18 protein-coding genes, 1 tRNA gene and 4 pseudogenes are annotated in these 22,596 nt (G+C 58.0%); 10 read left to right on the top strand and 13 right to left on the bottom strand.

The window, feature by feature from the left end; all coding sequences use genetic code 11:
- Positions 1 to 38: 38 nt before the first annotated feature.
- Positions 39 to 440 (bottom strand): hypothetical protein, encoded by a 402-nt coding sequence (locus JWJ88_RS09790; protein ID WP_205293883.1) that lies wholly within the window; start codon positions 438 to 440, stop codon positions 39 to 41.
- A 153-nt stretch (positions 441 to 593) separates the two neighbouring features.
- Between JWJ88_RS09790 and leuB the strand changes: the two genes are divergently transcribed.
- The 3 genes from leuB to JWJ88_RS09775 all read left to right on the top strand — a co-directional run bounded on the left by leuB (position 594) and on the right by JWJ88_RS09775 (position 2,880).
- Positions 594 to 1,712: a 3-isopropylmalate dehydrogenase gene (leuB, locus tag JWJ88_RS09785; protein WP_205293882.1), complete on the top strand. Its 1,119-nt coding sequence runs from the start codon at positions 594 to 596 to the stop codon at positions 1,710 to 1,712.
- A 61-nt stretch (positions 1,713 to 1,773) separates the two neighbouring features.
- Positions 1,774 to 2,727 (top strand): DMT family transporter, encoded by a 954-nt coding sequence (locus JWJ88_RS09780; RefSeq protein ID WP_205293881.1) that lies wholly within the window; start codon positions 1,774 to 1,776, stop codon positions 2,725 to 2,727.
- Positions 2,728 to 2,803: 76 nt separating this feature from the next.
- Positions 2,804 to 2,880 (top strand) — tRNA-Pro (locus tag JWJ88_RS09775).
- Between the two features lie 341 nt (positions 2,881 to 3,221).
- On the opposite strand, the gene JWJ88_RS09770 is transcribed toward JWJ88_RS09775, so the two are convergent.
- Positions 3,222 to 3,575 carry a hypothetical protein gene (locus JWJ88_RS09770; protein ID WP_205295190.1) on the bottom strand — a complete coding sequence of 118 codons (354 nt, stop codon included), beginning with the start codon at positions 3,573 to 3,575 and terminating at the stop codon, positions 3,222 to 3,224.
- Positions 3,576 to 3,647: 72 nt separating this feature from the next.
- Positions 3,648 to 4,081, bottom strand: a pseudogene (locus JWJ88_RS09765) (IS5 family transposase); the annotation flags it as partial.
- Between the two features lie 282 nt (positions 4,082 to 4,363).
- Here JWJ88_RS09765 and JWJ88_RS22060 point away from each other — a divergent pair.
- Positions 4,364 to 4,702: pseudogene (locus tag JWJ88_RS22060) on the top strand (hypothetical protein); the annotation flags it as partial.
- A gap of 186 nt (positions 4,703 to 4,888) precedes the next feature.
- Positions 4,889 to 5,616 (top strand): annotated as a pseudogene (locus JWJ88_RS09760) (integrase core domain-containing protein); the annotation flags it as partial.
- 144 nt (positions 5,617 to 5,760) lie between these two features.
- On the opposite strand, the gene JWJ88_RS09755 reads toward JWJ88_RS09760, so the two are convergent.
- The 8 genes and pseudogenes from JWJ88_RS09755 to JWJ88_RS21750 form a co-directional block, all read right to left on the bottom strand.
- On the bottom strand, positions 5,761 to 7,380 hold the full coding sequence (locus tag JWJ88_RS09755) for a sensor histidine kinase (protein WP_205293880.1): 1,620 nt from the start codon (positions 7,378 to 7,380) through the stop codon (positions 5,761 to 5,763).
- A 99-nt stretch (positions 7,381 to 7,479) separates the two neighbouring features.
- Complete coding sequence (locus tag JWJ88_RS09750; protein ID WP_205293879.1) at positions 7,480 to 8,139, bottom strand: LuxR C-terminal-related transcriptional regulator; 660 nt, start codon at positions 8,137 to 8,139, stop codon at positions 7,480 to 7,482.
- Between the two features lie 76 nt (positions 8,140 to 8,215).
- Entirely contained in the window at positions 8,216 to 8,965 is a 750-nt protein-coding gene (locus JWJ88_RS09745; RefSeq protein ID WP_205293878.1) for an outer membrane beta-barrel protein, read from the bottom strand.
- A 29-nt stretch (positions 8,966 to 8,994) separates the two neighbouring features.
- Positions 8,995 to 10,074 carry an alpha/beta hydrolase gene (locus JWJ88_RS09740; protein ID WP_205293877.1) on the bottom strand — a complete coding sequence of 360 codons (1,080 nt, stop codon included), beginning with the start codon at positions 10,072 to 10,074 and terminating at the stop codon, positions 8,995 to 8,997.
- A gap of 70 nt (positions 10,075 to 10,144) precedes the next feature.
- Positions 10,145 to 11,509 (bottom strand): DUF1254 domain-containing protein, encoded by a 1,365-nt coding sequence (locus JWJ88_RS09735; protein ID WP_205293876.1) that lies wholly within the window; start codon positions 11,507 to 11,509, stop codon positions 10,145 to 10,147.
- On the bottom strand, positions 11,506 to 12,525 hold the full coding sequence (locus JWJ88_RS09730) for a DUF1254 domain-containing protein (protein WP_205293875.1): 1,020 nt from the start codon (positions 12,523 to 12,525) through the stop codon (positions 11,506 to 11,508). Before JWJ88_RS09730 ends, JWJ88_RS09735 begins: the two co-directional genes overlap by 4 nt.
- A 54-nt stretch (positions 12,526 to 12,579) precedes the next feature.
- Positions 12,580 to 13,335 carry a hypothetical protein gene (locus JWJ88_RS09725; RefSeq protein WP_205293874.1) on the bottom strand — a complete coding sequence of 252 codons (756 nt, stop codon included), beginning with the start codon at positions 13,333 to 13,335 and terminating at the stop codon, positions 12,580 to 12,582.
- A 223-nt stretch (positions 13,336 to 13,558) separates the two neighbouring features.
- Positions 13,559 to 13,866: pseudogene (locus JWJ88_RS21750) on the bottom strand (IS481 family transposase); the annotation flags it as partial.
- 665 nt (positions 13,867 to 14,531) lie between these two features.
- Here JWJ88_RS21750 and JWJ88_RS09720 point away from each other — a divergent pair.
- The 5 genes from JWJ88_RS09720 to JWJ88_RS09700 all read left to right on the top strand — a co-directional run bounded on the left by JWJ88_RS09720 (position 14,532) and on the right by JWJ88_RS09700 (position 21,976).
- Positions 14,532 to 17,216, top strand: a complete 2,685-nt coding sequence (locus JWJ88_RS09720; RefSeq protein WP_205293873.1) for an autotransporter family protein — start codon at positions 14,532 to 14,534, stop codon at positions 17,214 to 17,216.
- A gap of 103 nt (positions 17,217 to 17,319) precedes the next feature.
- Complete coding sequence (locus JWJ88_RS22170) at positions 17,320 to 17,550, top strand: hypothetical protein (protein ID WP_407673847.1); 231 nt, start codon at positions 17,320 to 17,322, stop codon at positions 17,548 to 17,550.
- Positions 17,551 to 17,622: 72 nt separating this feature from the next.
- Positions 17,623 to 18,606 carry a formylglycine-generating enzyme family protein gene (locus tag JWJ88_RS09710; RefSeq protein ID WP_240200152.1) on the top strand — a complete coding sequence of 328 codons (984 nt, stop codon included), beginning with the start codon at positions 17,623 to 17,625 and terminating at the stop codon, positions 18,604 to 18,606.
- Positions 18,607 to 18,719: 113 nt separating this feature from the next.
- Complete coding sequence (locus JWJ88_RS09705) at positions 18,720 to 21,074, top strand: arylsulfatase (RefSeq protein ID WP_240200151.1); 2,355 nt, start codon at positions 18,720 to 18,722, stop codon at positions 21,072 to 21,074.
- Between the two features lie 114 nt (positions 21,075 to 21,188).
- Positions 21,189 to 21,976 (top strand): IS5 family transposase gene (locus tag JWJ88_RS09700; RefSeq protein WP_143795259.1). Its coding sequence is split into 2 segments (ribosomal slippage): positions 21,189 to 21,528 and positions 21,528 to 21,976, totalling 789 coding nucleotides; the frame shifts between segments, so codons are not numbered across the junction.
- Here the strand turns inward: JWJ88_RS09700 and JWJ88_RS09695 are convergent.
- Both JWJ88_RS09695 and JWJ88_RS09690 read right to left on the bottom strand, forming a co-directional pair.
- Positions 21,961 to 22,323, bottom strand: coding sequence for a DUF4145 domain-containing protein (locus JWJ88_RS09695; RefSeq protein WP_205293872.1), 363 nt, complete (start codon positions 22,321 to 22,323; stop codon positions 21,961 to 21,963). The genes JWJ88_RS09700 and JWJ88_RS09695 overlap by 16 nt on opposite strands.
- A 55-nt stretch (positions 22,324 to 22,378) precedes the next feature.
- On the bottom strand, positions 22,379 to 22,558 hold the full coding sequence (locus tag JWJ88_RS09690) for a helix-turn-helix domain-containing protein (protein ID WP_240200150.1): 180 nt from the start codon (positions 22,556 to 22,558) through the stop codon (positions 22,379 to 22,381).
- Positions 22,559 to 22,596 lie beyond the last annotated feature (38 nt).

Below are 22,596 nucleotides of genomic sequence, written 5' to 3'. Positions count from 1 at the left end.
GCACGCCTTGTTTGCGATCACGCCGACAACGCGGGACATTATTGCGATTGCGTCAGCGGCGTTGTGCCGCCGCCCATGCCGACCAACTGCTGGACCAGCGGTTTTGCCGTCGGACCGATGCGATCGCACGCCCCCGGATCGTCCAGAAGCTTGAAGGCTGGCCCGTAATAGGTCCGGTCATAGGCCGAGGCATCCAGCCCCAGTTTCGCCGCCAGCAGGTCGCCGGTGCCGGTGATCAGCGTCCATTCCCCGTCCGTGATCGCGTAATCCGGGCAGTTCGAGGTGATGACGTTCACATTCGCCAGTTCGGCGATCAGCGATTTCGCCTGGGTCTCGGACAGGCCCGAGACATCGGGAAGCTTTACGGTGATGCCTCCGTCGGCCAGCGCCGCGCCTGCTCCCAGGATCAACGCGCCGGCCAGCGCCGCGAGTGCTTTCATGGGGTGCTCCCTTGCTTTGTTCTGGACGTTTGGGTTCGCGCACATCCGGCCCGATCCGCCCGTCCGGCGCAACCCAATTCGCCGTGAACTTGACGTAGCGCAGGCGCAAGGATACGCGATTGGCGACAGCCAGAAGCATAGAGGATGCCTGCGATGACCACCTATTCCCTGCTGATCCTGCCCGGCGATGGCATCGGTCCCGAGGTCATGGCCGAGGTGCGCAAGGTCATCGGCTGGTTTCAGACCAACCGGGGTCTGTCCTTTGACGTCAGCGAGGATCTGGTCGGCGGCGCGGCTTACGACAAATGTGGCAAGCCCCTGGCCGATGAAACCATGGCCAAGGCACAGTCGGTCGATGCCGTCCTGCTGGGCGCCGTGGGCGGGCCGAAATATGACAATCTTGACTTTTCGGTAAAGCCCGAGCGCGGGCTGCTGCGCCTGCGCAAGGAAATGGACCTGTTCGCCAACCTACGCCCCGCACAATGTTTCGATGCCCTAGCCGATTTCAGCTCGCTCAAGCGCGAGGTGGTGGCCGGTCTCGACATCCTGATCGTGCGTGAACTGACCTCGGGCGTCTATTTCGGCGAGCCGCGCGGCATTTCTGCGGATGATACCCCGGGCAACGAGGGTGGTCGCGTCGGCGTGAACACCCAGCGCTATACCAGCGGAGAGATTCGTCGCGTCGCACGCTCGGCCTTTGAACTGGCACGCAAGCGCAACAACCGCGTGTGCTCGATGGAAAAGGCCAATGTGATGGAATCCGGCATCCTCTGGCGCGAAGAGGTGCAATGGGTCCACGACAACGAATATCCGGACGTCGAACTGTCGCATATGTATGCCGATAACGGTGCCATGCAACTGGTGCGCAACCCGCGCCAGTTCGACGTGATCGTGACCGACAACCTGTTTGGCGATATCCTGTCGGATGCGGCGGCGATGCTGACCGGCAGCCTTGGCATGTTGCCCTCGGCCAGCCTTGGTGCTCCGATGGCCAATGGCCGGCCCAAGGCGCTTTACGAGCCGGTGCACGGCTCGGCCCCCGATATCGCCGGCCAAGGCAAGGCGAACCCCATCGCCTGTATCCTCAGCTTTGCCATGTGCCTGCGCTATTCCTTTGGTCTGGGCGCCGAGGCCGACATGCTGGAAAAGGCTGTCGAGAAGGTGCTGGCCGACGGCGTGCGCACGGGTGACCTGATGGGCGCCGAGGGCGGCAAGCCGGTTTCGACCACCGAGATGGGCGACCACGTCCTTACCGCGCTTTCCGCGCTGTAATATCCGGGCCGCGCCTGCCATCCGGTGGGCGCGGCCTTGTCTCGAACGGTTGGGGAGGGGCATGACGGCGGGCAATGTCAAGGGCGCGCTGCTCGCCCTTCTGTCCATGGGGCTTTATGCGACCCATGACGTAATCATCAAGCACCTGGGCGCGACTTATCCGGCGTTGCAGATTCTGTTTTTCTCGGCGCTTTTCTCCTTTCCACCGCTGGCCATTCTGTTGTTGCGCGATCCGACGCATGGCACCCTGCTGCCGCGCAATCCGTTCTGGGTCGGGTTGCGGTCGCTTTGCATCGTGGCTTCGGGGATCGGTGGGTTTTACGCCTTTTCGGTGCTGCCGCTGGCGCAGGTCTATTCCATGCTCTTCGCCGCGCCGCTGATCGTCACGGTGCTGTCGGTGCCCCTGCTGGGGGAAAAGGTCGGGCTGCACCGCTGGCTGGCGGTCTGCGCCGGGCTTTGCGGCGTGCTGATCGTGCTGCGCCCCGGTGTGATGCCGCTGGGTCTGGGGCATCTGGCCGCGCTGATGGGGGCGTCGACTACGGCGCTGGCGGCCATCGCCGTGCGCAAGCTTGGCAGGTCCGAGCGGACGGTGATCCTGTTGCTTTGGCCGATGATCGGGAATTTCGTGCTGACAGGCGCCGCGCTGGGCTTAGCCTATCGTCCGATGGAACTTGGCGCCTTGGCGCTGACGGGGGTCATCGCGGTGCTTGGTCTTGTGGCGGGTTTCCTGCTGATTCTGGCCTATCAGGCAAGTGAGGCGGCCAATGTCGCGCCGATGCAATATTCACAGATGCTGTGGGCGGTGGCATACGGCTGGTTCCTGTTCGGAGAGCGCCCCGACGGGCCCACGGTGCTGGGGGCTGGGCTGATCATGGCCTCGGGGCTTTACATCCTGATGCGAGAGCGGCTGGGCGTCTCGCGGCTGCGTCCCGCGACGCGGGCACGCTTTGGCAGCGAGACGGTAACCGCCCCGCGCTGGAGTCTGTTGCAGCGCCTGTTGCGCGGCTGGGGGTGAGGCTTTTTTCCGGCATGCTGGGGCAAGATTTCCCCTTGCATTCCGCCGTCTCAGGGGCTACGTGCCCCCTCACGGTCGGAGCGTAGCGCAGCCTGGTAGCGCACCTGCTTCGGGAGCAGGGGGTCGGAGGTTCGAATCCTCTCGCTCCGACCATTTGGATGTTTATGGCGTTTCAGAAAGTCTTGCCTTTTGTTTCAAAAAGGCGGTCTTTTTGGCTGACAGATGAGTCCCTAACGCGTTCGCTATCCTGTGACACAGTGCGTGACTTACAGCATTCTTGTCTGCTTAACTTAACGCCCGGAGCGTCGAAACCCGGCCGAGGCTGTGTCAAAACTCGGTTGCATGCTATGATTTTTCAACAGCGGGAGATCAGCATGGCGGGCGCCGCCCTGAGACGCGATGTCGCGCGGTAACTAAATGCCGCCGTCTAATCTGGATTCCGGCGACGCGTTTGACTGTCAGGGAGTGCCCGCCATCAATTGCCGCTTTCGATTTCAAGCAGCGACTGCCTTATCATCCTCAAACACATAGAAGTGCGGATCCGCCACCGCGTCCCCCGCGAAATTCCGGCTGATCTCCACAGTGATCAGGCTGTCGCCAGCGAAGGCTGGACTCAGCTCAAGCGTCAGGTACTCAAATAGCGCACGTTCGTGCACTGCGATCACCACCTGCTTGCCAAGACCCTTAGAGAAAGTCCGCAACAATGCGGCGAACTGGGCAATGTGGACGTCATCCATCGACTGCACCGGATCATCGAGCACTAGCCATGGCAACTGCGACGGCACTGACAGGTTCAACGCGAGGAACAGGGTCAGGGCCGCGGTATTCAGGTTGCCTTGACTGAGCATGGCTCCCGGAGGACCGGAGGCCTGTCCCGACCGATGGAAAGTTTCGAGTACCGCCTCCACCTTGCCATCCCCTCGATCAGGGAGCCCGTGCGCGTTGACCAGAAGGTGGATCTTGGTCGTAAAGCCACCTCGAGAACGGCCGAAACCTTGTCGCGGAGTCCCCCTTTAGCGCCCGCTGCCTGATGGTGGGCACGGATCACGGTGCTGTCGATCATTTGCAGGGCGCTTGGCACGGCTCCGCTCTGGTTCAGGGCATCCATGATTTCCTCCCACAGGCCTGCCAGCGTCCAGCGCCGGAACTGCCGATAGACGCTTGACCATTTGCCGAACTCGGCAGGTAGGTCCCGCCATGGCGCACCGGTGCGTGCGATCCAGAATATGCCATCAAGAACGAGGCGGTGGTTGGTGGGCTTGCGCCCGTTCGGGGCGCGGACGGCGAAGATGAAGCGCTCAAAGAACGCCCACTCCTCGTCCGACATAAGGTCTCGTGCCAAGCTGGTCTCCATCGCAGATGCCAGCTTGAATCATGCCCCAAGCCCAAGGGGAATCCCTTTTGTCAACACGACCTAGACGACTCGGTACGTCAAGTAATTGACTTTGTCACCTTGGATAATCCTGATTGGGGATCAGAAGTTATCACAAGTTACGTACGCGGCGTGCTCATTCATGCGTTTGTTGAGGTTCAGGTTCCTGGGTTCTTGGTGATCAATCATTTCGAGAATCTTATCGAAGATCAATATCAGTGCTTTCCTGCCGGCACCCCAATCACTTTGTGGGACGGCAGGCTCATGCCCATCGAGGACATCACTCCCGCGGATGTAGTCCTGTCCTTCAACGCCGACGGCGTTCTCGCTCCGGGCCGAGTGACGCAGATCCTTCACAACGTGACGGACACCTGGCTGCACCTGTCCACGGGCACCTATGTCACGCCGGGACACCGCTATCTGCGGCCGGATGGCTCCTTCATGGAGATCCAGGATATCGTGATGAGCGAACGTGAGCTTCAGCGGATCGAGGTTCTGGCGCAGGTTCTGGATGGTAGCTTGCGCACGGCGACGGCGGCCCATGTGCTTGGCCTCGGCCAACGTCAGGTGCAGCGACTGGTCCGCGAGGTGGAGGCAAACGGTGCGATCGCGGTACGCCACAAGCTGCGCGGCAGGCCCTCGAATAACCGCATCAGCGATCTCAAGCGCGATTACATCCTGTCGCTGATCCGCAGCGATTATCCCGATTTTGGCCCGACGCTCGCGGCCCTTTGTGGACGATCGGCCCGTCACCATGCTGCGCGACAGCGTCCACCGAAGCAGCCCCTCAAGCGCCTGTTCCGCATCTACCGCGAGGAACGGCTGCACGTGCGCCGTCGTGGCGGGCGCAAGCGGGCCATCGGCACGCGGGCACTGATGATATTGCCTTTGATGCCGAACCAGCGCTGGTCGTTGGGCCCTCGCCATGGTCACTCGAACCAGTGGCGTTCCATGGCTCGATATCCGATCAACTGACGGATGGTCGTCGCTTCCGGATCATGACCGTGGTGGATGACTGCACGCGGGAATGCCTGGCTCTGATCGCCGACACATCGCTATCGGGAGCACGGGTGGCGCGTGAACTGGCAACGCTGTTCGACGCCCGCAGCAAGCCTCAGACGATTGTCAGCGACAATGGAACCGAGTTCACCTCGAACGCGGTCCTGAAGTTCGTGGATGATCGCAAGTTTGACTGGCACTACATCGCACCCGGAAAGCCGACCCAGAATGCCTTCATCGAAAGCTTCAACGGCAGACTGCGGGATGAGCTGTTGAACGAGACCCTGTTCCCGTCCCTGCATCATGCCCGCGTCACGCTGGCCGCTTGGCGCACGGACTACAACACCGAACGACCTCACTCGCGCCTCGGCTGGCAGACGCCCGCCGCCTTCGCCCAGACCTTCGCCCCGCAACGGGGCCTGACGCTGCGCAATCCGCTAAGCTCCGCGCCAGCCCCCGTTGTCCAACCCGCCCAAATGGGCAAAACTCAACCTCGGAGTCTCGCTCACGCTGGATAAAAGTTGGGGGCAACGTCAGCCTGAACGGCGGCACGCGCGGATTCCGCGTTCGACGGGCGGGAAACTGGCCGAAGTCAGGCGACATGCCGGCGACAATCAAGAGTGCTCTGCCTGCGGGCTCGGCGGGACGGGTCTCTATGTGATCTATTCATGCTGAACACCTCGCGGTGCTCGGGCGACCAGTCGTGTCCCCTTTGGCAAAGCAGCGATCTGCAATTGGCCGCCGCGCTCGGCCAGTGCAGCCGCCATTCCACTTATACCTAATCCGCATGGTCGTGGCGTGCCCACCGTTGGATAGGATATTCCGCCGACACCATCGTCCTCAATGGTCAGCACATAGCTTGAATAGTCGCGTGATGCAGAGGCAAACACGGACCTTGCCTTGGCATGTCGATACACATTGGATAGCGCCTCTCGTGTGACCCGTAGTAAGACTGTCTGCGTGCATTCATCAATGCGGTCGAGCCATTCGGGAAACTCTGTTCGACATGCAAGGTCCGCTCGGTCGCAGAACCCTTTGACAAGCGCCTCGAGCGCGTCTTTGAAACCGGCCCCCTCTTGCTGGTCGAAGCGCAGAAGAAAGGAGAAGGTCCGTAGCTCATCCATCGCCTGTGAAAGCAGGCCACGGATTACAGGGATCTGGGCCCGTTCGAGTTCTGAGGCTGTGACCTTGCGGCCCATGCTTTGAAGATGAAGATCAGCCGCGACCAGCTTTTGCGCTGTGGTATCGTGCAGTTCTTGTGCGATGCGCCGGTGTTCCTCGGTGCGCGCCACCAGCAGGGTATTACCCAGATCAGCGATTTCTCGGCGGGCATCGCCCAGTTCTTCCATCATCGCACCGAACGGGCGGGCGACGCGGTTGCGCAAGACGATGACAATGGCTGCCGCAATCGCCAGGACAATGGCGAACATCACCGCGAGCACGCGCCGCGCATGGCTGACAGGCGCATTGATCCAGGCTTCTGTCGCGGTCGCGGCGACCGTCCAGTCAGTCACGGCAGATCGATCATAGCCCACCACCACCGCGCGCCCGGCCTGGTTCGACAACACGCCACGACCATCTAGGCGCGCTGCCCCGGCGATCTCCGGGATCGGCAGCTCGGCGCCCTGCCCCGGAAAACCTGCCAGCTCTTGCGCCATCGCATCAAACAGGATGATGCGCCCTCCCGGTGTCGCCGCGCCTGCCGCGCGCATAAGTTCTGCCAGGCGATCACTCAAGATTGCGGTTGTCAGGATATATTTCATCTGCCCGGTGTCGTCGGGGATTTTCATGCTGACGGTGACGGCATTCACCTTCGCAACAGGCCCATAGACACGGCTTGATATGTATTTGCCCTCGGTTTCCAGTCGCTCGAAGAAAAGCGGTTGCGGGGTATAGGCACTGAGTTCGGGCAGCGCGGTGCCATAGGGCATCATAGAATTGGCAAGCTGCCGCGTCGTGTCAGAAATCGCGAGCACGGTTCCCTTCGGGATCGGCGTGATCGTCATCTGCCGATGGAAATTCTTCAGATCGTCATCCAGCAGCGCCGGCGACGTCGACAGGCCGACCAAGCGGGCCAATGTCGTCTCGATCTCTCTGTCCAGCAGTTGGGAAAGACGTGCGGCGGTTTCTGGCAGCCTTGCGATCCGCTCGTCACGATCGGTCAAAGCCGCAGAGTAGATGAGCGTGCTGGCCCCGATCAGCAGGCTGGCCAAAGCGCCGCCCGTCCAAAGGTAAGCCGATCGGAAACCAAGTGTATGATCGTTGGGCCACGGTGCACTCATTCACGCCCCCGTTGAAGGTCGCGCAATGAATACCACCAACGCAAGCATTTGACGACGCTTATAAGTTATTGCCTGCCCGGGAGCAGGGCAGATCGTCCGCTAGGGGTCGATCAATCCATTGCGGATGGCATAGCGCACAAGATCAGCAAGATTGCGCAGATTCAGCTTGCGGTGGATCGACGCGCGATGCACCTCGACCGTCTTCGGACTGATGGCGAGTTGAATCGCTATCTCCTTGCCGGAATGTCCTCTGGCAATCAGCTTGATGATCTCGCGCTCGCGCGGGGTTAGGACCGGCACATCGTCCGTTGGCTTGCCCAGATAGGCCCGAAGCAGGACGTTCGCAGCGGGGCCCGGCAGGAATGGCTCACCTAACGCCAAGGCATCCAGCCCCGCATCCAGGGTGCTTGTCACATCGGACTTCAGGATGAAGCCCTGGGCACCCGCAAGAAGCGCATCGCGGATGACCAGATCATTGTAATGCATCGTGAAGATCAGCACCTTCAGCGTCGGATGCAGTTCAAGCGCGCGGCGGGTCAGTTCGACCCCGTCCATTTTCACCATGCTGTAGTCAAAGACAGCCACCTCGGGCCGCAGGTCCGTCACAAGTGAAAGCGCCTGTGTAGGATCTGTCGTGGATCCGACCACCCTCCAGCCGGGCTTTTCTGCAATGGCGGCACACACGCCCTTCACGACGATCTCATGATCATCGACGACGATGGCGGTATGGTGGCGATCTGTGTCGATGGATGCACCCAAGTTGTTGTTCCGGCGTTAACTCTGGCCCCGAAAAAAGTGAACGACTTGCCGTTTGCGGTCAAACAGGTTGGCGGGTTCAGAACCTGATATTCAGGCCGATCACCGGGCCTGAAAGCTCTAGCCGATAAGGCAGGCCATCCTTTTCCTGATCAATTTGCAAATGCCGATACCCCGCCAGCAAGCTCCAGCGGTCGTTTAACTGATAGCCCAGGCTGGCCACTGCCTGCCACGTCTCGTCAGAGGCGCTGCCAATGCCGAACCCGCCGTAATCCAGCGACATATGGCCCGTCCACCGGTCAGAAAGTCGGCCCGAGTAACGCAGCGCCAAGACCGGGTCGATCCAGTCGTCCTGAATACGAATCCGGCTCTGCGGCAAAATGCCGGCGCGGAACGTCATGGTCAGATCCGTTTTCACCGCCCGAAGACCGGCACCCAGATCAAGACTGTGCTGCGAGTTTTGCCAAACCTGATAAAGCGCAAAGGCGCTGATCGAGGTGAGTTTGCTTTCCGCCGCCACATCGGAATAGAGCAGCCCGAACGGGCTCGGGCTGCTGCCGTCGACATCCAGATAGATCAGATCGCCAACCAGCGACCAGCGGTCGCGCTGCGCCTGCCCGGTCAACATGATCCCCATATCTAGGTTTTCAAGCGCATCCTTGGCGCTCAACTCCGCCTCGGCGGTGCCGCGCGGTGTTTCCATGCCCGTGGTCGTCTGTGGAAACCACAGATACGAGGTCGCGCTGTAATTCCAATTCGCGTCCTGTGCCAAAGCCGGGACAGCGCCGCCGAATGCCGCGAGCGCAGACATCATCAAAAGCCGCATCATGATCTCCAGTTTTTACTCATATGTATGTTTCAACGCGATGGACCGAGTTCAGAACCGATCTCGGCCATGCCAAGTCCCACGGCGCCGAAGACGAATGCACCGGCACGGCGCAACCCGGTTCCGGGTTTCGCGACAGGAAGTGTGTCGTAAAGCGCTGCAATCTGAACGATCCGGCTATGCGCCATTCGATCAGTCGAAATCGCAGTGACATCAATCAGCCTGACGCCGTGTGCCTCGGCTTTCGCCATCATATCGGGGTCGCGCACATCTGCCTTGCCGATGCGTTCGCGCCCCGAAGCGAGGATTTGCGACACCCGCAAGGCACGGTCGTCGGGTGCGACCATCACGGACAGTGGGGTCGGCAATTTGCCGACAATGCGCGCCTGCTGCCAAAACAAGTCATGGTCGATGTCCGGATCGGCCAGCACGACTTCGACTTCGCGCAGGACATCCGAGCGACCTTTCAGTCGCAGCTGCATCAATGCCTCCATCGTCAGACGCCCGCCCATGCTATGCCCAATGACAACGATCCGGCGAACTTTGCGGCTATCGGACAGATCTTCGATCAATGTGGCCAGAGCCGCCCGAGAGAAATCCGCGGCGTCGCGATCGGCGACATAGCCCGTCGCGCGGGCAGCGGACGGCCATGCGAACAGAATCGCCGCACCGCCTGCGTCGGCATCTTTCGCGATCTGCGCGGCGCGGAAGACCGACTCTTCCATGCTGTTGTTGTAGCCATGGATGAAAAGGCTGACATCCGTGTTGCCATGCTCTGTCAGAGCGTTCAGAAAGCCACGGCGATCATAGTCGCTGCGCCCTACAGTCACGAATTCTGTCCGCGGATCGGGTGGATCCTTCGGCCATTCGATCTCACCCTTCGCGTGATTCGGGGGGATGGATATATCGTAAGCGACGTAGCTGACCGTCGGTGATCGGCCATTGTCGAAATACAGCGCCTGAGTGGCAGACCGACCCCGCGTAGTTGCGACGAACATCCGAAACGGCTGATCGTTTGCGACAGCTGACTTTACTGGCAGCAGAACCTCCTGCCCCGGCTTGCTGCCGCACGCCGCGAGAAAAAGGGTTATCGCCAAGACCAGGCGTTTCATCGGATCGTTTCCCTATAGCTTTGGGCGTGACGCAGGGCGGCGCGCAAATGGCCGCGCTTGCCGGCGGATGTCAGGATCGTTTGCGGATCGGTGGCGCAATCCAGTTGCCGTTCAGCGCAGAATCCTGCGGCAAATACAGGCGCATCACGGTATAGAATGGGGCAGTCGGCGTGGGCAACCAGTTTGATTCCAGATCGCTTCCCGGACTTTCAGTCTGCAAGTAGAGCGTGATGTTGCCCTGATCGTCACGCTTAAGGCCCTCAAGCATCGCGGAGTTGATCAGATAACGTCCGATCGGGTTGGCGACCAACAGTTGATTTTCACGGTCGTACATCGTCAAAGACCAGAAAGCATCGACCGGGGGCAGCCCGTCCGGTGCAAAGGTCAGGCCATAGCTGCCTTTGCTGCCATCCATGGGAACACCATCGCCATCCAGCACCTGGATGACGTAAAGCGCCTCTTCAGCGCTGTTGCCGTAGATCCCCCCTTGCGCGGCAGCCGCGCGGGTCAGGTATTGGCCCTGCATCTGCACCGGCGTCCCGAAAATCTTTGACGAGTCGGTCAATGCGCCCGCCGCATCGCGGACTTCCTGATAGGTCGTCTGGATCCCCTGCCGCATGGCTGCGACCGTATCAGGGGACAGGTCAGCAGGCGGCCATGTGCCCGCGCCAGTGACGCCCAGCCTGGTCAGTCCGTCACGCTGCGCCTCGTCCCCCAGCCACGCGGGGGCAAAGGGCAGCAGGAAATCCGCAAGAGACCAGAAATCGCTCTCCATCAACGCATCAGAGACGGGCCGCCAGTCGATCTGCTCTGCAGCAGGCGGTGCTGCTGTATCTGCCCAGGTCGAGAGGGGCTGGGATTTGTAACCTGCCTGTATTTCCTTCACTGCATCCAGATCGTCGGGAGAGAAAAGCTGGGTCCGAATGACCCCTAACCCAAGCCAGGTTGGCATCTTGATGATGCGGGTGATCCCGGCGGGCGCGTCGCCGCCCCAGTCCGGGCCTGTTATCAGGAAGTCCCCGCCATCATTCCCGTCCATACGCGTGCCGGGATAGTCGACATTATTGGTATAAAGATCGACGAGTTGCAGCGAATAATAACGATCCTGCTCGATTTTTGGCATGGTGACAACAACGGGCTCAGCACGCAGATCGAACACGATAAAGGAATAAGGCGTGTCCGAATTCGGGGTGATGATTGCCGTGTCTTCCGGGGTATAGACGCGCGCAACGCTGGCGACCGTATTGAAAGGACCCTTGTATTGTCCGCCGTCACGCTCGACCGCGTATTGATACAAGGTCAGATAATTCTTCACCAAAGGATAGGTGTAAATGTAAGCGTCCCGAATGGTATGGGTGATGTCTTGCGCAAATGCCGGACGCATCGGAAACGCCATGGCGGCGGCCGAGAGTTTCAGAAGCGTGCGACGGTTCATGGCGCCACCTTCTGGGCTTGGGGAAATTGCCACGCTCCGCTGAGAATTTCTGGACCGGGTCGATAAAGGCGGACCATCCAGTTCCAACCTTCGGTGATCGGCAGACAGTTCGGCACCTCCGAATCACAGCCGCCAAATTGCACCGTGACGCCACCGTCTGCATCCGGCTGCGCCGTGATGTCGTTGACGGTATAGGCATTCAATTCGTTTGGCGTGAAATAGCCGTCGGCATTGTAGACGCTGATCGACCAGAAACTTTTTACGGGCACGGTCCCGACCTGGACCCGATAGACCGTCTGGCCGTCATTGTCGGCTTCGGTCCGGTTCAGATACAGCGCATCCGCGTCCGGGTTGCCGCCCCACCCCAGTGCCGCGCCGATCAGACGCCGCACGGGATCGACCTGGTCTTTCGAACCAAACATTCGCGCGGTGTCAGGCAGACCGGCGGCAAGTTCCAGCAGCGCCTTTCTGGTGGCGTTCTGGCTGGCTTGATCCCATTCCGGAACGTCGAAACTGCCTTGAGCGTCTTGTTCAACACGTATTGCATCCTGCAGAGCATGCACTTTCGCAAGATCGTCCGGATCACTGGGATCGGCCAGGAGCCGGAGCGCAAGCAGGACATAACGCGTGCCGATGGCGTCGCGCGTCAGTGTGTATGTGCCCGCCTCGTAATGCACATCATGCGTGAAGTGGTCTTCGTCGATGACCTGCATCGAGACGAAACGCCCGCCAAGCTCTGGCAGAGTGACCGTCACTGGCCCCGCGTCAAGGTCGAATACGCCCGACGAATAAAGAGTGTCCCGGTTCAAACGGATGACAGTTTGCTTGTCGAGCGGCGCAATTTCACGCGTGTGATCCAACTTGCCAAAGCCGCCATTTGCAACGACGCCCGAAAAGTAAAGGTCACTTTCGGCACGGATGAAATTGTCGGTATTGACCGCAACCGGCTCAGCGAAAGCCGAAGTCGCGACTGTCATCATACCGAACGCCAGTGTCCGGAAAATCATGTTCTGCATCATCAGCTCCTGAGATGAGGAAAGTTCAATTGCTCAGCCGAGCGCGGCCATCCGTCAAAATCCGATCACGCGGAAACCGACTTCGAAAGACCAATCCGCAGGTCGGTCGTTGCCGATAAAAATGCCGGGCTTCAGGTAGACCTGAGCCACACCGCCGCCGACTTTGCCGACGGCACGACCAGCCGTGACCGCAACGCTGGAATAGACGCGGTCATTTTCCCAATCGCTGATGATGGCCGGATCGACGGTCATATACCAGGCGGGGTCTGGCAGTTTTGGCACATAGTAGAAATCGATGGTCGTCTCACGTGTCTGACGATCGCCGCCAATTGATTGGGTATGGCTGATGGCGGGCGCGAATATCCGCCCCCCTTCCAGAAACTTGGCATAGATGGCCGTCGCCTTGACCACAGTCGCGCCATATCCCAGCTCTGCCCGACCAGCCGTGTCCCCAATAAGTTCACCCTGAAGCACGATACCACGCTCTCGCGTCACGCTCAGCAAATGGGTGGCACGCAAGGCGATATCACCGACATCGCTGCCGGATTCGATGCCCGGTGCGTCGAACCCTACGACAGGGAGGGTCAGGCGAAGCGATGTCTTCGGGGAGATTGGTGCCTCATACATCAGCTTGAACGTGCCCCGGCTGGCATCGGAACTGAGGTCCATGTGCTCGTAGGAAGTCCAGAATGTCCGCCGCAGCTTTGTCGGGTCGGTCCCGTTATCGCTTTCCTGAGATTGCGCGATGGCGGGCGCGGCAAGCATCAAAGCCAACAGCGCCGCTGCTTTGGCCGTCCAAACAAATTCCATGTGCCGTCTCTCGATTATGTGGTGCGGCTGACCCTCGTCGGTCCTCGCGCGCTGAAGACATCTTAGGGTTGCGCACGACTTCGGCATATCGGGGGTATCCCTTAAAAGGGAGTGATATTTCTACCTATGCTCCCTCCCGCTAGGCAGATTGGTCGCGTCGATATATATCATATGTCTGATTTTAGTACGCTAGGCGCCTTAAACCCGCGAGCAGAGTCTAGGTGTGCAGCGCGGATCGGGTCAGATTGGGAATGGATGGCTGCAGGGCGTAAAGACAGTCATCCTATGGAAGCAGCGTATGGCGCCGGAATGCTACGACCATGCTTCTTCCGCCTCAGTTAGGACAGTGGATCGCGGCTCCGAAGGCCCCGTCTTCATAACCTCGACGGTCGCCCGCTTACGCCACTTCGCAACGGTCTTGGGGTTGATGCCAAACTCTCAACTCAGTTGCGCGAGCGAAGCTTGCGATCGCTGTATTGCTGCTCTGACGGCGTGCGTGGTCGTGGCGCTGCCATGACGAATTTGTCCCATAGGGCGTCCTTCCATTCCAGAGAAAGGATCGCACCATCAAACCGTGGGATCAAACACCTAGGATGCAATGAAATCCGTAGTGTGCAAGAGAAACTCATCGTGGCGCTCTTGGCGCAATCTCTTCAAGGCCCCCCCTTGATCGTGCGGATTCATTCGTTTGACCTGCCAGCTGACGTGTGTGGTCTTGGCGAAGATTGTCATCGCACCATTAAGACATGAATCATACACATAGAATAGGTAGAATACTCTATCCAACCCCGATTTATTATCTCAATGGACATTCCTCGTTCCTGTGCCATGCTGCATCTTAACTTCATCAATCAGAATTGGCACTCAACCACAGGGGATTCGCTTGACTAGATGCTTCATTAGTGGCCGATCTAATCATTAAATACCATCGGGGCGTGCGTTGCTGAAGTCGTGTTTAGCTTCGGCGTGCCGTGCGGCCCATAATGGCACCCCTGAAGCCACATGCGGGGGGCAGGCGGCAGATAAAAAAACCAAAATCACCGCTGTGCACTATCAGACACTTGCGAAATAAGTAAAATGTTACGCGGTATTTGTCCCTCCAATCCTGGCTGATTTCCTGGGCAAATACCGCGCTGAAATGGTCTCCATGGTCTTTCAATTCCGATATCCTCCAAAAAGAATCAGGGACCTTATCAATGGCATCTTCTTTCCGGCTGCATCTTCGCACGCATCTGTTTTCCTGCACTGCACTGGTGTCGGCAACGTTGTTGTTTGCGCCGGTAGCGGCGTTCGCAGTCTGTGATTTCACGCCCACTGACGGAGATGACCGCCATGTGTGTGACAGTGGGTCATATACGGGTGATCTTGTCGACCTTGCAGGTAGCAATCGGTTAGCATTCCCCCAGCTTGGCACAGGGACAATTGACGGCAGTGTCAACTTCGGTGATGGGGTTGACACGATTTCAATGTCGTCGGGGCTTATTACTGGCGATGTTTCCCAAGGCGGTGGCGCGGATATCCTGATTGTGGACGGCGGTGTTGTTGAAGGCACCGTCCATCAAGGTGACGGCATTGACAGGTTCGAAATGTCGGCAGACACTATTGGTGCCCTGTACCAAGGTGACAACGTCGACTATTTTGTCATGACTGGCGGGCACATTATCGGTGCCTTCGAGGATGGCGACATTGCTGAAATGTCCGGCGGACGAATCGGTCGCGTCAACATGAAACTGGACAAGAACGTCTTTGATATGTCCGGCGGACGCATTGACGGCAATCTTGTCACGGGTTTTGACGATGACACAGTGACGCTGTCAGGGGGGCTGATAGGTGGCAATATCAGCACCAGCGGTGGTCAGGATCGATTGACGGTGACGGGCGGTCGCTTGGTCGGAAATGTCATGCTGAGCAGCGGCAGAGATATCTTTGAATGGACCAACGGTGGCGTCATCGAAGGTTACGTCGACATGGGGGCCGATGACGATATTCTGACGATTACAGGACTAGATGCCTCAACACTGGCAGAAGTGGACAGTATTGGCGGAGGTCTTGGCAATGACGCTTTGACTTTCCGCGGCACAATATCGGACCGCGTCGAATTTTTGACGGGATGGGAAAATATCGCACTGTCCAGTGGAAGTACGCTTGGCTTTGACGGAACCTTGCTTCTGGGCGATGAAGAAACCCACACAGGGTTGTTAAGCATTGAAGGAACCAGCAGAATACTTGCGGGCGGCATTGGCGCAATCCGAGCCATTGATGCAACAACCCTGGTAACCGTCACAAACGGTGGGCTGATAGATCTAACCGATGATGGCGCCGCAAGCAGCGTCTTTACCATTGGCGGGAACTATGTCGGAATTAACGGCAGGCTGCGATTGGATACTGTCCTGGAAGCCGATGGTTCTGACACGGATCAGTTGGTGATATCCGGCGGGCACGCCTCTGGGGTGACCAACCTTTTCATCAATCCAGTTGCGGGTGACGGCGCGCTGACACAGGACGATGGCATTCGCGTCGTCGATGTCACCGACGGCGGCACATCTGCCTTGGGCTCATTTGTTCTAAGTAACCGAGTGGCGGCTGGTCCGTATGAGTATCTGCTGTTTCGCGGAGGCGCAGATGGGGCTGATACCACTGCGCACAATTGGTATTTGCGTTCTTCCGTAGTGATCCCGCCCCAACCTCCAGTCGATCCAGAGCCGCCGGTCGACCCGGAACCACCGGTTGATCCCGAGCCGCCGGTCGATCCCGAACCCCCGGTCGATCCAGAGCCGCCAGTGGACCCAGAACCACCGGTTGATCCCGAACCGCCGGTCGACCCGGAACCACCGGTTGATCCCGAGCCGCCAGTGGACCCAGAACCACTGGTTGATCCCGAACCGCCGGTCAATCCAGAGCCGCCAGTGACACTTCCCGAACCGACACCGATCTACCGCCCCGAAGTCGCGCTAACCTCAACGGTGCAGCCAACTGCAGGCCGCTTTGGCATTGTCGCGTTGGGCACATTCCATGCTCGCCGCGGCGATCAACGCCAATTGCTGGCCCAGGGCAATCTTCCGATGGCATGGGCGCGGGTCTATGGGACGAAGGGCGATCTTGGATTTCAAGGCGCCGTTTCACCAGAGTTTCATGGTTCATTTGCAGGCGTGCAGCTGGGACAGGACGTTAGGTCGTGGCTGGACGATGATGGCGACTACAACGTTTGGGGTGTCCTGCTGGGATTTGGACGGACGTCAGGCGAAGTGCATGGAACCGCGCTTCTCAGCGATCGTATGAGCGTTGGAAGCATGGAGATCGAGCGTAAGGAAATCGGCATCTACTTCACAGAAATTCGTGAAGACGCATGGTACACGGATTCCGTGCTGTCCTATTCGTGGCTTTCCGGCACAGCGCGGTCATCTCTGGCAGAGGTTATTGATTTAAAAGGAAACGCCCTGACAGCTTCGGTCGAGGGCGGCTATACGCTTAAAACTAATAGCGACTGGCGCGTCGAGCCTCAGGCTCAACTGATTTATCAACACCTTTCGCTCGATGACACTTCGGACGGTTTTGCAAATATCCGATTTGATTCTGACGACTTGCTAACCGCGCGCTTGGGCATTCGCATCTATGACGGCACGTCGACAGAGCTGAATATAACCCGGGTTTATGGAATGGCGAACATCTGGCACAGTTTTGATGCTGATCAGCGTGTCCTGTTCAACGGCACAGGCATAACAACGGTTTTCGGTGGAACGGCCCTGGAAATCGGCATCGGTGTGGAACGTGCATTTGACGAAAGGTCGAGCTTCTTTGTGTCGGTCGATTATATGAAAGAAACTGGTGGCCAAGGCTCTGAAACATTTGGTGGCAACTTGGGGATTAACGTTCGTTTCTAAATTGGTGACCTGCAGGTGAATAGCGAATCCAGGCCGTGATCAGAAAGGGATCCCACTGATCAGCCTCATTCGATTCGACCTCACTTCCAAGCTGGAGATGGGCTTGGCGCGCAACCTGATATCTGTCGATGAGCAGGCGTTTTTCAAGGGTTTTATTCGGTCGGTCTGGCATCCGAACGGGCGCAAGGAATCCAACCATCTTCCAGCAACTTCTGTGGCTTCTGCCCATTTTACGGCCTCTTCTCTTGGGGTAGGTGATCGGGGCGGTCTTCAGTCAGGTTTGCATGAGCGGCAATTTTCAGAAGCTGCCAGCGTTTATTGTGTGAATATATAGGTGGATATACTTATTGTAAGCTATAGTCAGGCTCCGTTATCATCACGGAAAACACACATAACGCATTAGAGATTGGCACCTGAATCACATGCTCCGTACACACTGAAAATGGCTACGAAAATTCAGCATTATCTGCAGGAAGGTATGGTGTTCGTCCCGGGAGGCGTGTTCCTGATGGGGTCCGACAGGCATTATCCGGAAGAGGCACCTGCTCATAAGGTTCGGGTCGACCCCTTTCTGATCGATGCGCATCCCGTAACCAATGCGGAATTCGCCCTGTTTGTTGCGAAAACAGGCCATGTGACCACTGCTGAAATCGCACCAGACCCGAGAGATTATCCGGGTGCGCTACCCGGGATGTTGCAGCCTGGGTCATTGGTCTTTCGGCAACCAAATCGTCCTGTGCCGCTGCACGATTGGGGCGCGTGGTGGGAGTTTTGCTTTGGGTCAAACTGGCGAGCCCCTGAAGGGAAAGACAGCTCAATTAACGGACTAGATGACCATCCGGTCGTGCATGTGTCATTTACAGATGCGCTTGCTTATGCCCATTGGGCTGGCAAGGATCTGCCTACCGAAGCAGAATGGGAATTTGCCGCGCGCGGAGGATTGGATGGCGCAGATTATGCTTGGGGCGAAGAGCTGACACCTCAAGGACGTCATCTGGCGAATACCTGGCAAGGTCAGTTCCCCTGGCAGAATACGAATGATGACGGTTGGCGTTCAACGTCGCGGGTCAAGCATTACCCCGCCAACGGTTACGGCATTTACGATATGATCGGAAATGTCTGGGAGTGGACCTCTGATTTCTGGACTGAAAAACACCCCACCGATGCCGCAAAGCCCTGTTGCATTCCTAGAAATCCGCGCGTTGTCGAATCCAACGGCAGCCACGATCCCTGCCATCCAGAGATCCCTATCCCCCGAAAAGTTCTAAAGGGAGGGTCTTACCTTTGCGCACCCAATTACTGTCAGCGATACCGTCCCGCTGCCCGCCATCCTGAACCGATAGATACATCGACCAACCATGTAGGATTTCGCTGTGTCTTGCGATTCTGAATTTAACGAACTGACTGCAGTCTCAGCAGAGATTTTGACTGGTTGGCACAATTACCCGACCACAGGCGCTGATACAGACGTGCCGCCATCTCAATTCAAGATACGAGGTTACCATGCGACATAAGCTTTTTGCAGGCGGGTCGGTTCTTGCCATGATGCTGGCTTCCCCCACGCTGTCCCAGAACGTCCTGCCCTTTCCTGATGCGCCCGGCATCAAGGCCGAGCGGACCATGCAACTGTCGACCTATGAGCGTCCCGCGCCGATTAATCGTTTGCCTGCCGATGCGCCAAACATTCTGATCATCATGCTGGATGATGTGGGGCCTGCACTGCCCTCGGCCTATGGTGGTGTCATCAATACGCCTACGCTTGCGCGCGTGGCGGAAAGCGGTGTCTCATATAACCGATTCCACAATTCGGCCATGTGCTCGCCTACGCGCGCTTCGCTTTTAACTGGTCGTAACCCCCACCGGATCGGGTTCGGTCAGATCGCTGAGTTTGCAAATAACTGGGATGGTTATAGCGGCTCCTGGCCCGCCGATACGGCATCAATCGCCAAGGTGTTAGGATATTACGGCTATGCGACCTCGGCCTTTGGTAAATGGCATAACACACCCTCGTCCGAAATTTCGCGGATGGGGCCGTATGACCGTTGGCCGACAGGGCGCATGGTCGGTTTCGACTATTTCTATGGCTTTCTTGCCGGAGAGGCGTCTCAATGGGAAACCGCTGTTGTAGAAAACACGACACGGCTGGACCTGGAACACGGCGAAAACTATCATTTCACCGAAGATATGACCGGAAAAGCTTTGGCTTGGCTGCGCAATCATAACGCGGTTTCACCCGACCAGCCGTTCCTGATGTATTGGGCGCCCGGCGCGTCGCATGGTCCGCACCAGATTTTCAAGGAATGGTCCGACAAATATAAAGGACGCTTCGACAAGGGTTGGGACGAGTTGCGCGAAACCTTGTTTGAAGGCCAAAAAGCTGCTGGCTGGCTGCCCGAAAATGCAACGCTGACCCCACGCCCCGACAATCTGGCAGGATGGGAAAGCATTCCGCAGGATGAACGCGCCTTCCAAGCCCGCTTGATGGAGGTTTATGCAGGTTTTACCGAACATGCAGACACGCAAGCGGGCCTGCTTATTGATGAGCTGGAAAAGACCGGCAAGCTGGACAACACGCTGATCTTCTATGTCTGGGGGGACAATGGCTCGTCGGCAGAGGGGCAAAATGGCACGATTTCAGAACTGCTTGCCCAAAACGGGATCAAGACCGAAATCAAGGACCATATTCGTGTCTTGAATGACGAACTTGGGGGGCTCGACGCACTCGGTGGGCGCAAGACCGATAATATGTATCATGCTGGCTGGGCATGGGCGGGCTCATCCCCCTATCAATCCCTAAAGCTGGTCGCGGCACATTTTGGGGGCACGCGCACCCCGTTGGCGGTGTCGTGGCCGAAAAACCTGCAACATGATGGTAAGGTGCGCAGTCAGTTCTATCATGTGAATGATATCGTCCCGACGGTTTACGATATCCTCGACATCACGCCACCTGAGGTCGTTGATGGGATCGAACAGTCACCAATCGATGGTGTTTCAATGCTGGCATCACTTGAAGACGCGGGTGCACCGGAAAACAAACCCGATCAGTTTTTCGAGGTGATGGGCAGCCGTTCGTATTACAAAGATGGCTGGATTGCTTCAGTCCTGGGGCCGCGCATTCCTTGGGTGCCCGGAATTGATCCGAAAATCCGGGAATGGAACCCAGACGATGACACGTGGGAACTCTACAATCTGAACGTCGATTTTTCGCAATCCGCAGATGTTGCTGCTGAAAATCCGGAAAAACTTGCCGAGATGATCGCCGGCTTTGACGCGGCGGCGCAAGCTAACAACGCCTATCCTGTCGGTGGCGGGCTGTGGTCGATGGTGCTTCACCCAGAAGATGCGCCGCATAGTAACGCGACCAAATTCACATACAGTCAAGATACCTACGGCCTACCCGAAGCGGCCGCTGCGCAGATTGGAACACGTTCGAATCTAATCAAGATCAGTTTTGAGAATGCTCCGGGACTCGAGGGAGTTGTTTATGCGATGGGTGCCTATTCTGGTGGCCTCAGTCTGTGGCTTGAAGACGGTAAGTTGATCTATGAGTATAATAAGTTCATGATAGAACGCACCCGTCTGTCCTCGGACACACTGCCCGAAGGCAATATTGATCTCGAGGTAGAAAGCATCAAAGACGCGCCTGGAACCACGGGTATGACCGTCGTGATCCGCGTGAATGGCCAAGAGGTCGCCTCGGGCCGCATTCCAGAAACGGCCTCTGTTGGATTCACCCCGAATGATAGCTTTGATGTAGGGCGCGACACGCAATCTCCCGTGTCCTCGGCCTATTACGACCGCGCTCCCTTTGCATTTACTGGTAAAATCGACAACTTTACAGTCGAGTACCTGCAGTAGGCAGAGCAAACGGAGAAAAATCATGAAGAATAATTCTCGCTTTCGTTTGCTTAGGTCGTGTTGACAAAAGGGATTCCCCTTGGGCTTGGGGCATGATTCAAGCTGGCATCTGCGATGGAGACCAGCTTGGCACGAGACCTTATGTCGGACGAGGAGTGGGCGTTCTTTGAGCGCTTCATCTTCGCCGTCCGCGCCCCGAACGGGCGCAAGCCCACCAACCACCGCCTCGTTCTTGATGGCATATTCTGGATCGCACGCACCGGTGCGCCATGGCGGGACCTACCTGCCGAGTTCGGCAAATGGTCAAGCGTCTATCGGCAGTTCCGGCGCTGGACGCTGGCAGGCCTGTGGGAGGAAATCATGGATGCCCTGAACCAGAGCGGAGCCGTGCCAAGCGCCCTGCAAATGATCGACAGCACCGTGATCCGTGCCCACCATCAGGCAGCGGGCGCTAAAGGGGGACTCCGCGACAAGGTTTCGGCCGTTCTCGAGGTGGCTTTACGACCAAGATCCACCTTCTGGTCAACGCGCACGGGCTACCTATGAGAACAGAGATCACGCCGGGCCAGACGTCGGACTATCTCGGCTTCGATCTGGTGATGGTGGATAATCTGCCCCGCCCGAGCGTGCTGCTCGCAGATCGCGGCTACGATGCAGACAAGATCAGAGACGGCATGGAGGCGCGCAACGTCCTGCCCGTGATACCGATGCGCAAGTCCCGCAAAAAACGGATTGGTGTCGATCGTTCGCTGTATCGCCTGCGCAATCTGGTCGAACGCTGCTTCAACAAGCTCAAGAACGCCAGGCGTGTCGCGACCCGCTACGACAAGACGGCGGAAAGCTTTCTCGGCTTCATTGACATCACGTCGATCCGCCTCTGGCTCCGTCATTTGTCAACATGACCTAGCTTGCGGATATGGTGGAGGACATCGAGTACGCGCTCCGGCACTGCACGCTCATACTTCAGGCGCCGCAAAATGTCGGATTGCGTGTCGTCCGGTTGAAATTCCACGCCAACGAGCGCAGCGTGACGACGCGTCAGGCGCTCGGCAAACTGCCTCAGCTTTATCAGGCTGGTGCTTGGGTCGTCCTGAAAATAGCTCTCGGCCAATCGCCCCAGATTGGCCAGCTCACCGTCCACGCGCTCCAGAAAATCAAAATTGCTTATCGGCTGTCCCATGACCATGTTTTGGTGGCATCGTCTTGCAAAAGCAACGGAATATCCATCCAGTCCGATTGATGAAGCCATGACGGTAAGAGCCCGAAGCAGGCCATATCAGCAACTCTTCCCGACGAACTGCGGTTTACTCGGCCTTCAGTAGCGTCCAGCTTTCCACCCCAAACCCCTGAGCGACTCTATACAGATTGTCGATAGAGATGTTCTGCTCCGACCGTTCGACCGCACTCAGATAGGTCCGGTTCAACCCGCACTCATTCGCCAGATACTCTTGCGACCAGCCGCGTTCGGCACGAAGCCTGCGCATGTTGCGCGCTACGATGTCTCGCAGGGGGCTTCTGGGGG

The organism is Paracoccus methylovorus (assembly GCF_016919705.1).
Classification (GTDB): Bacteria; Pseudomonadota; Alphaproteobacteria; order Rhodobacterales; family Rhodobacteraceae; genus Paracoccus; species Paracoccus methylovorus.
This window is presented reverse-complemented; position numbering and strand designations above follow the sequence as displayed.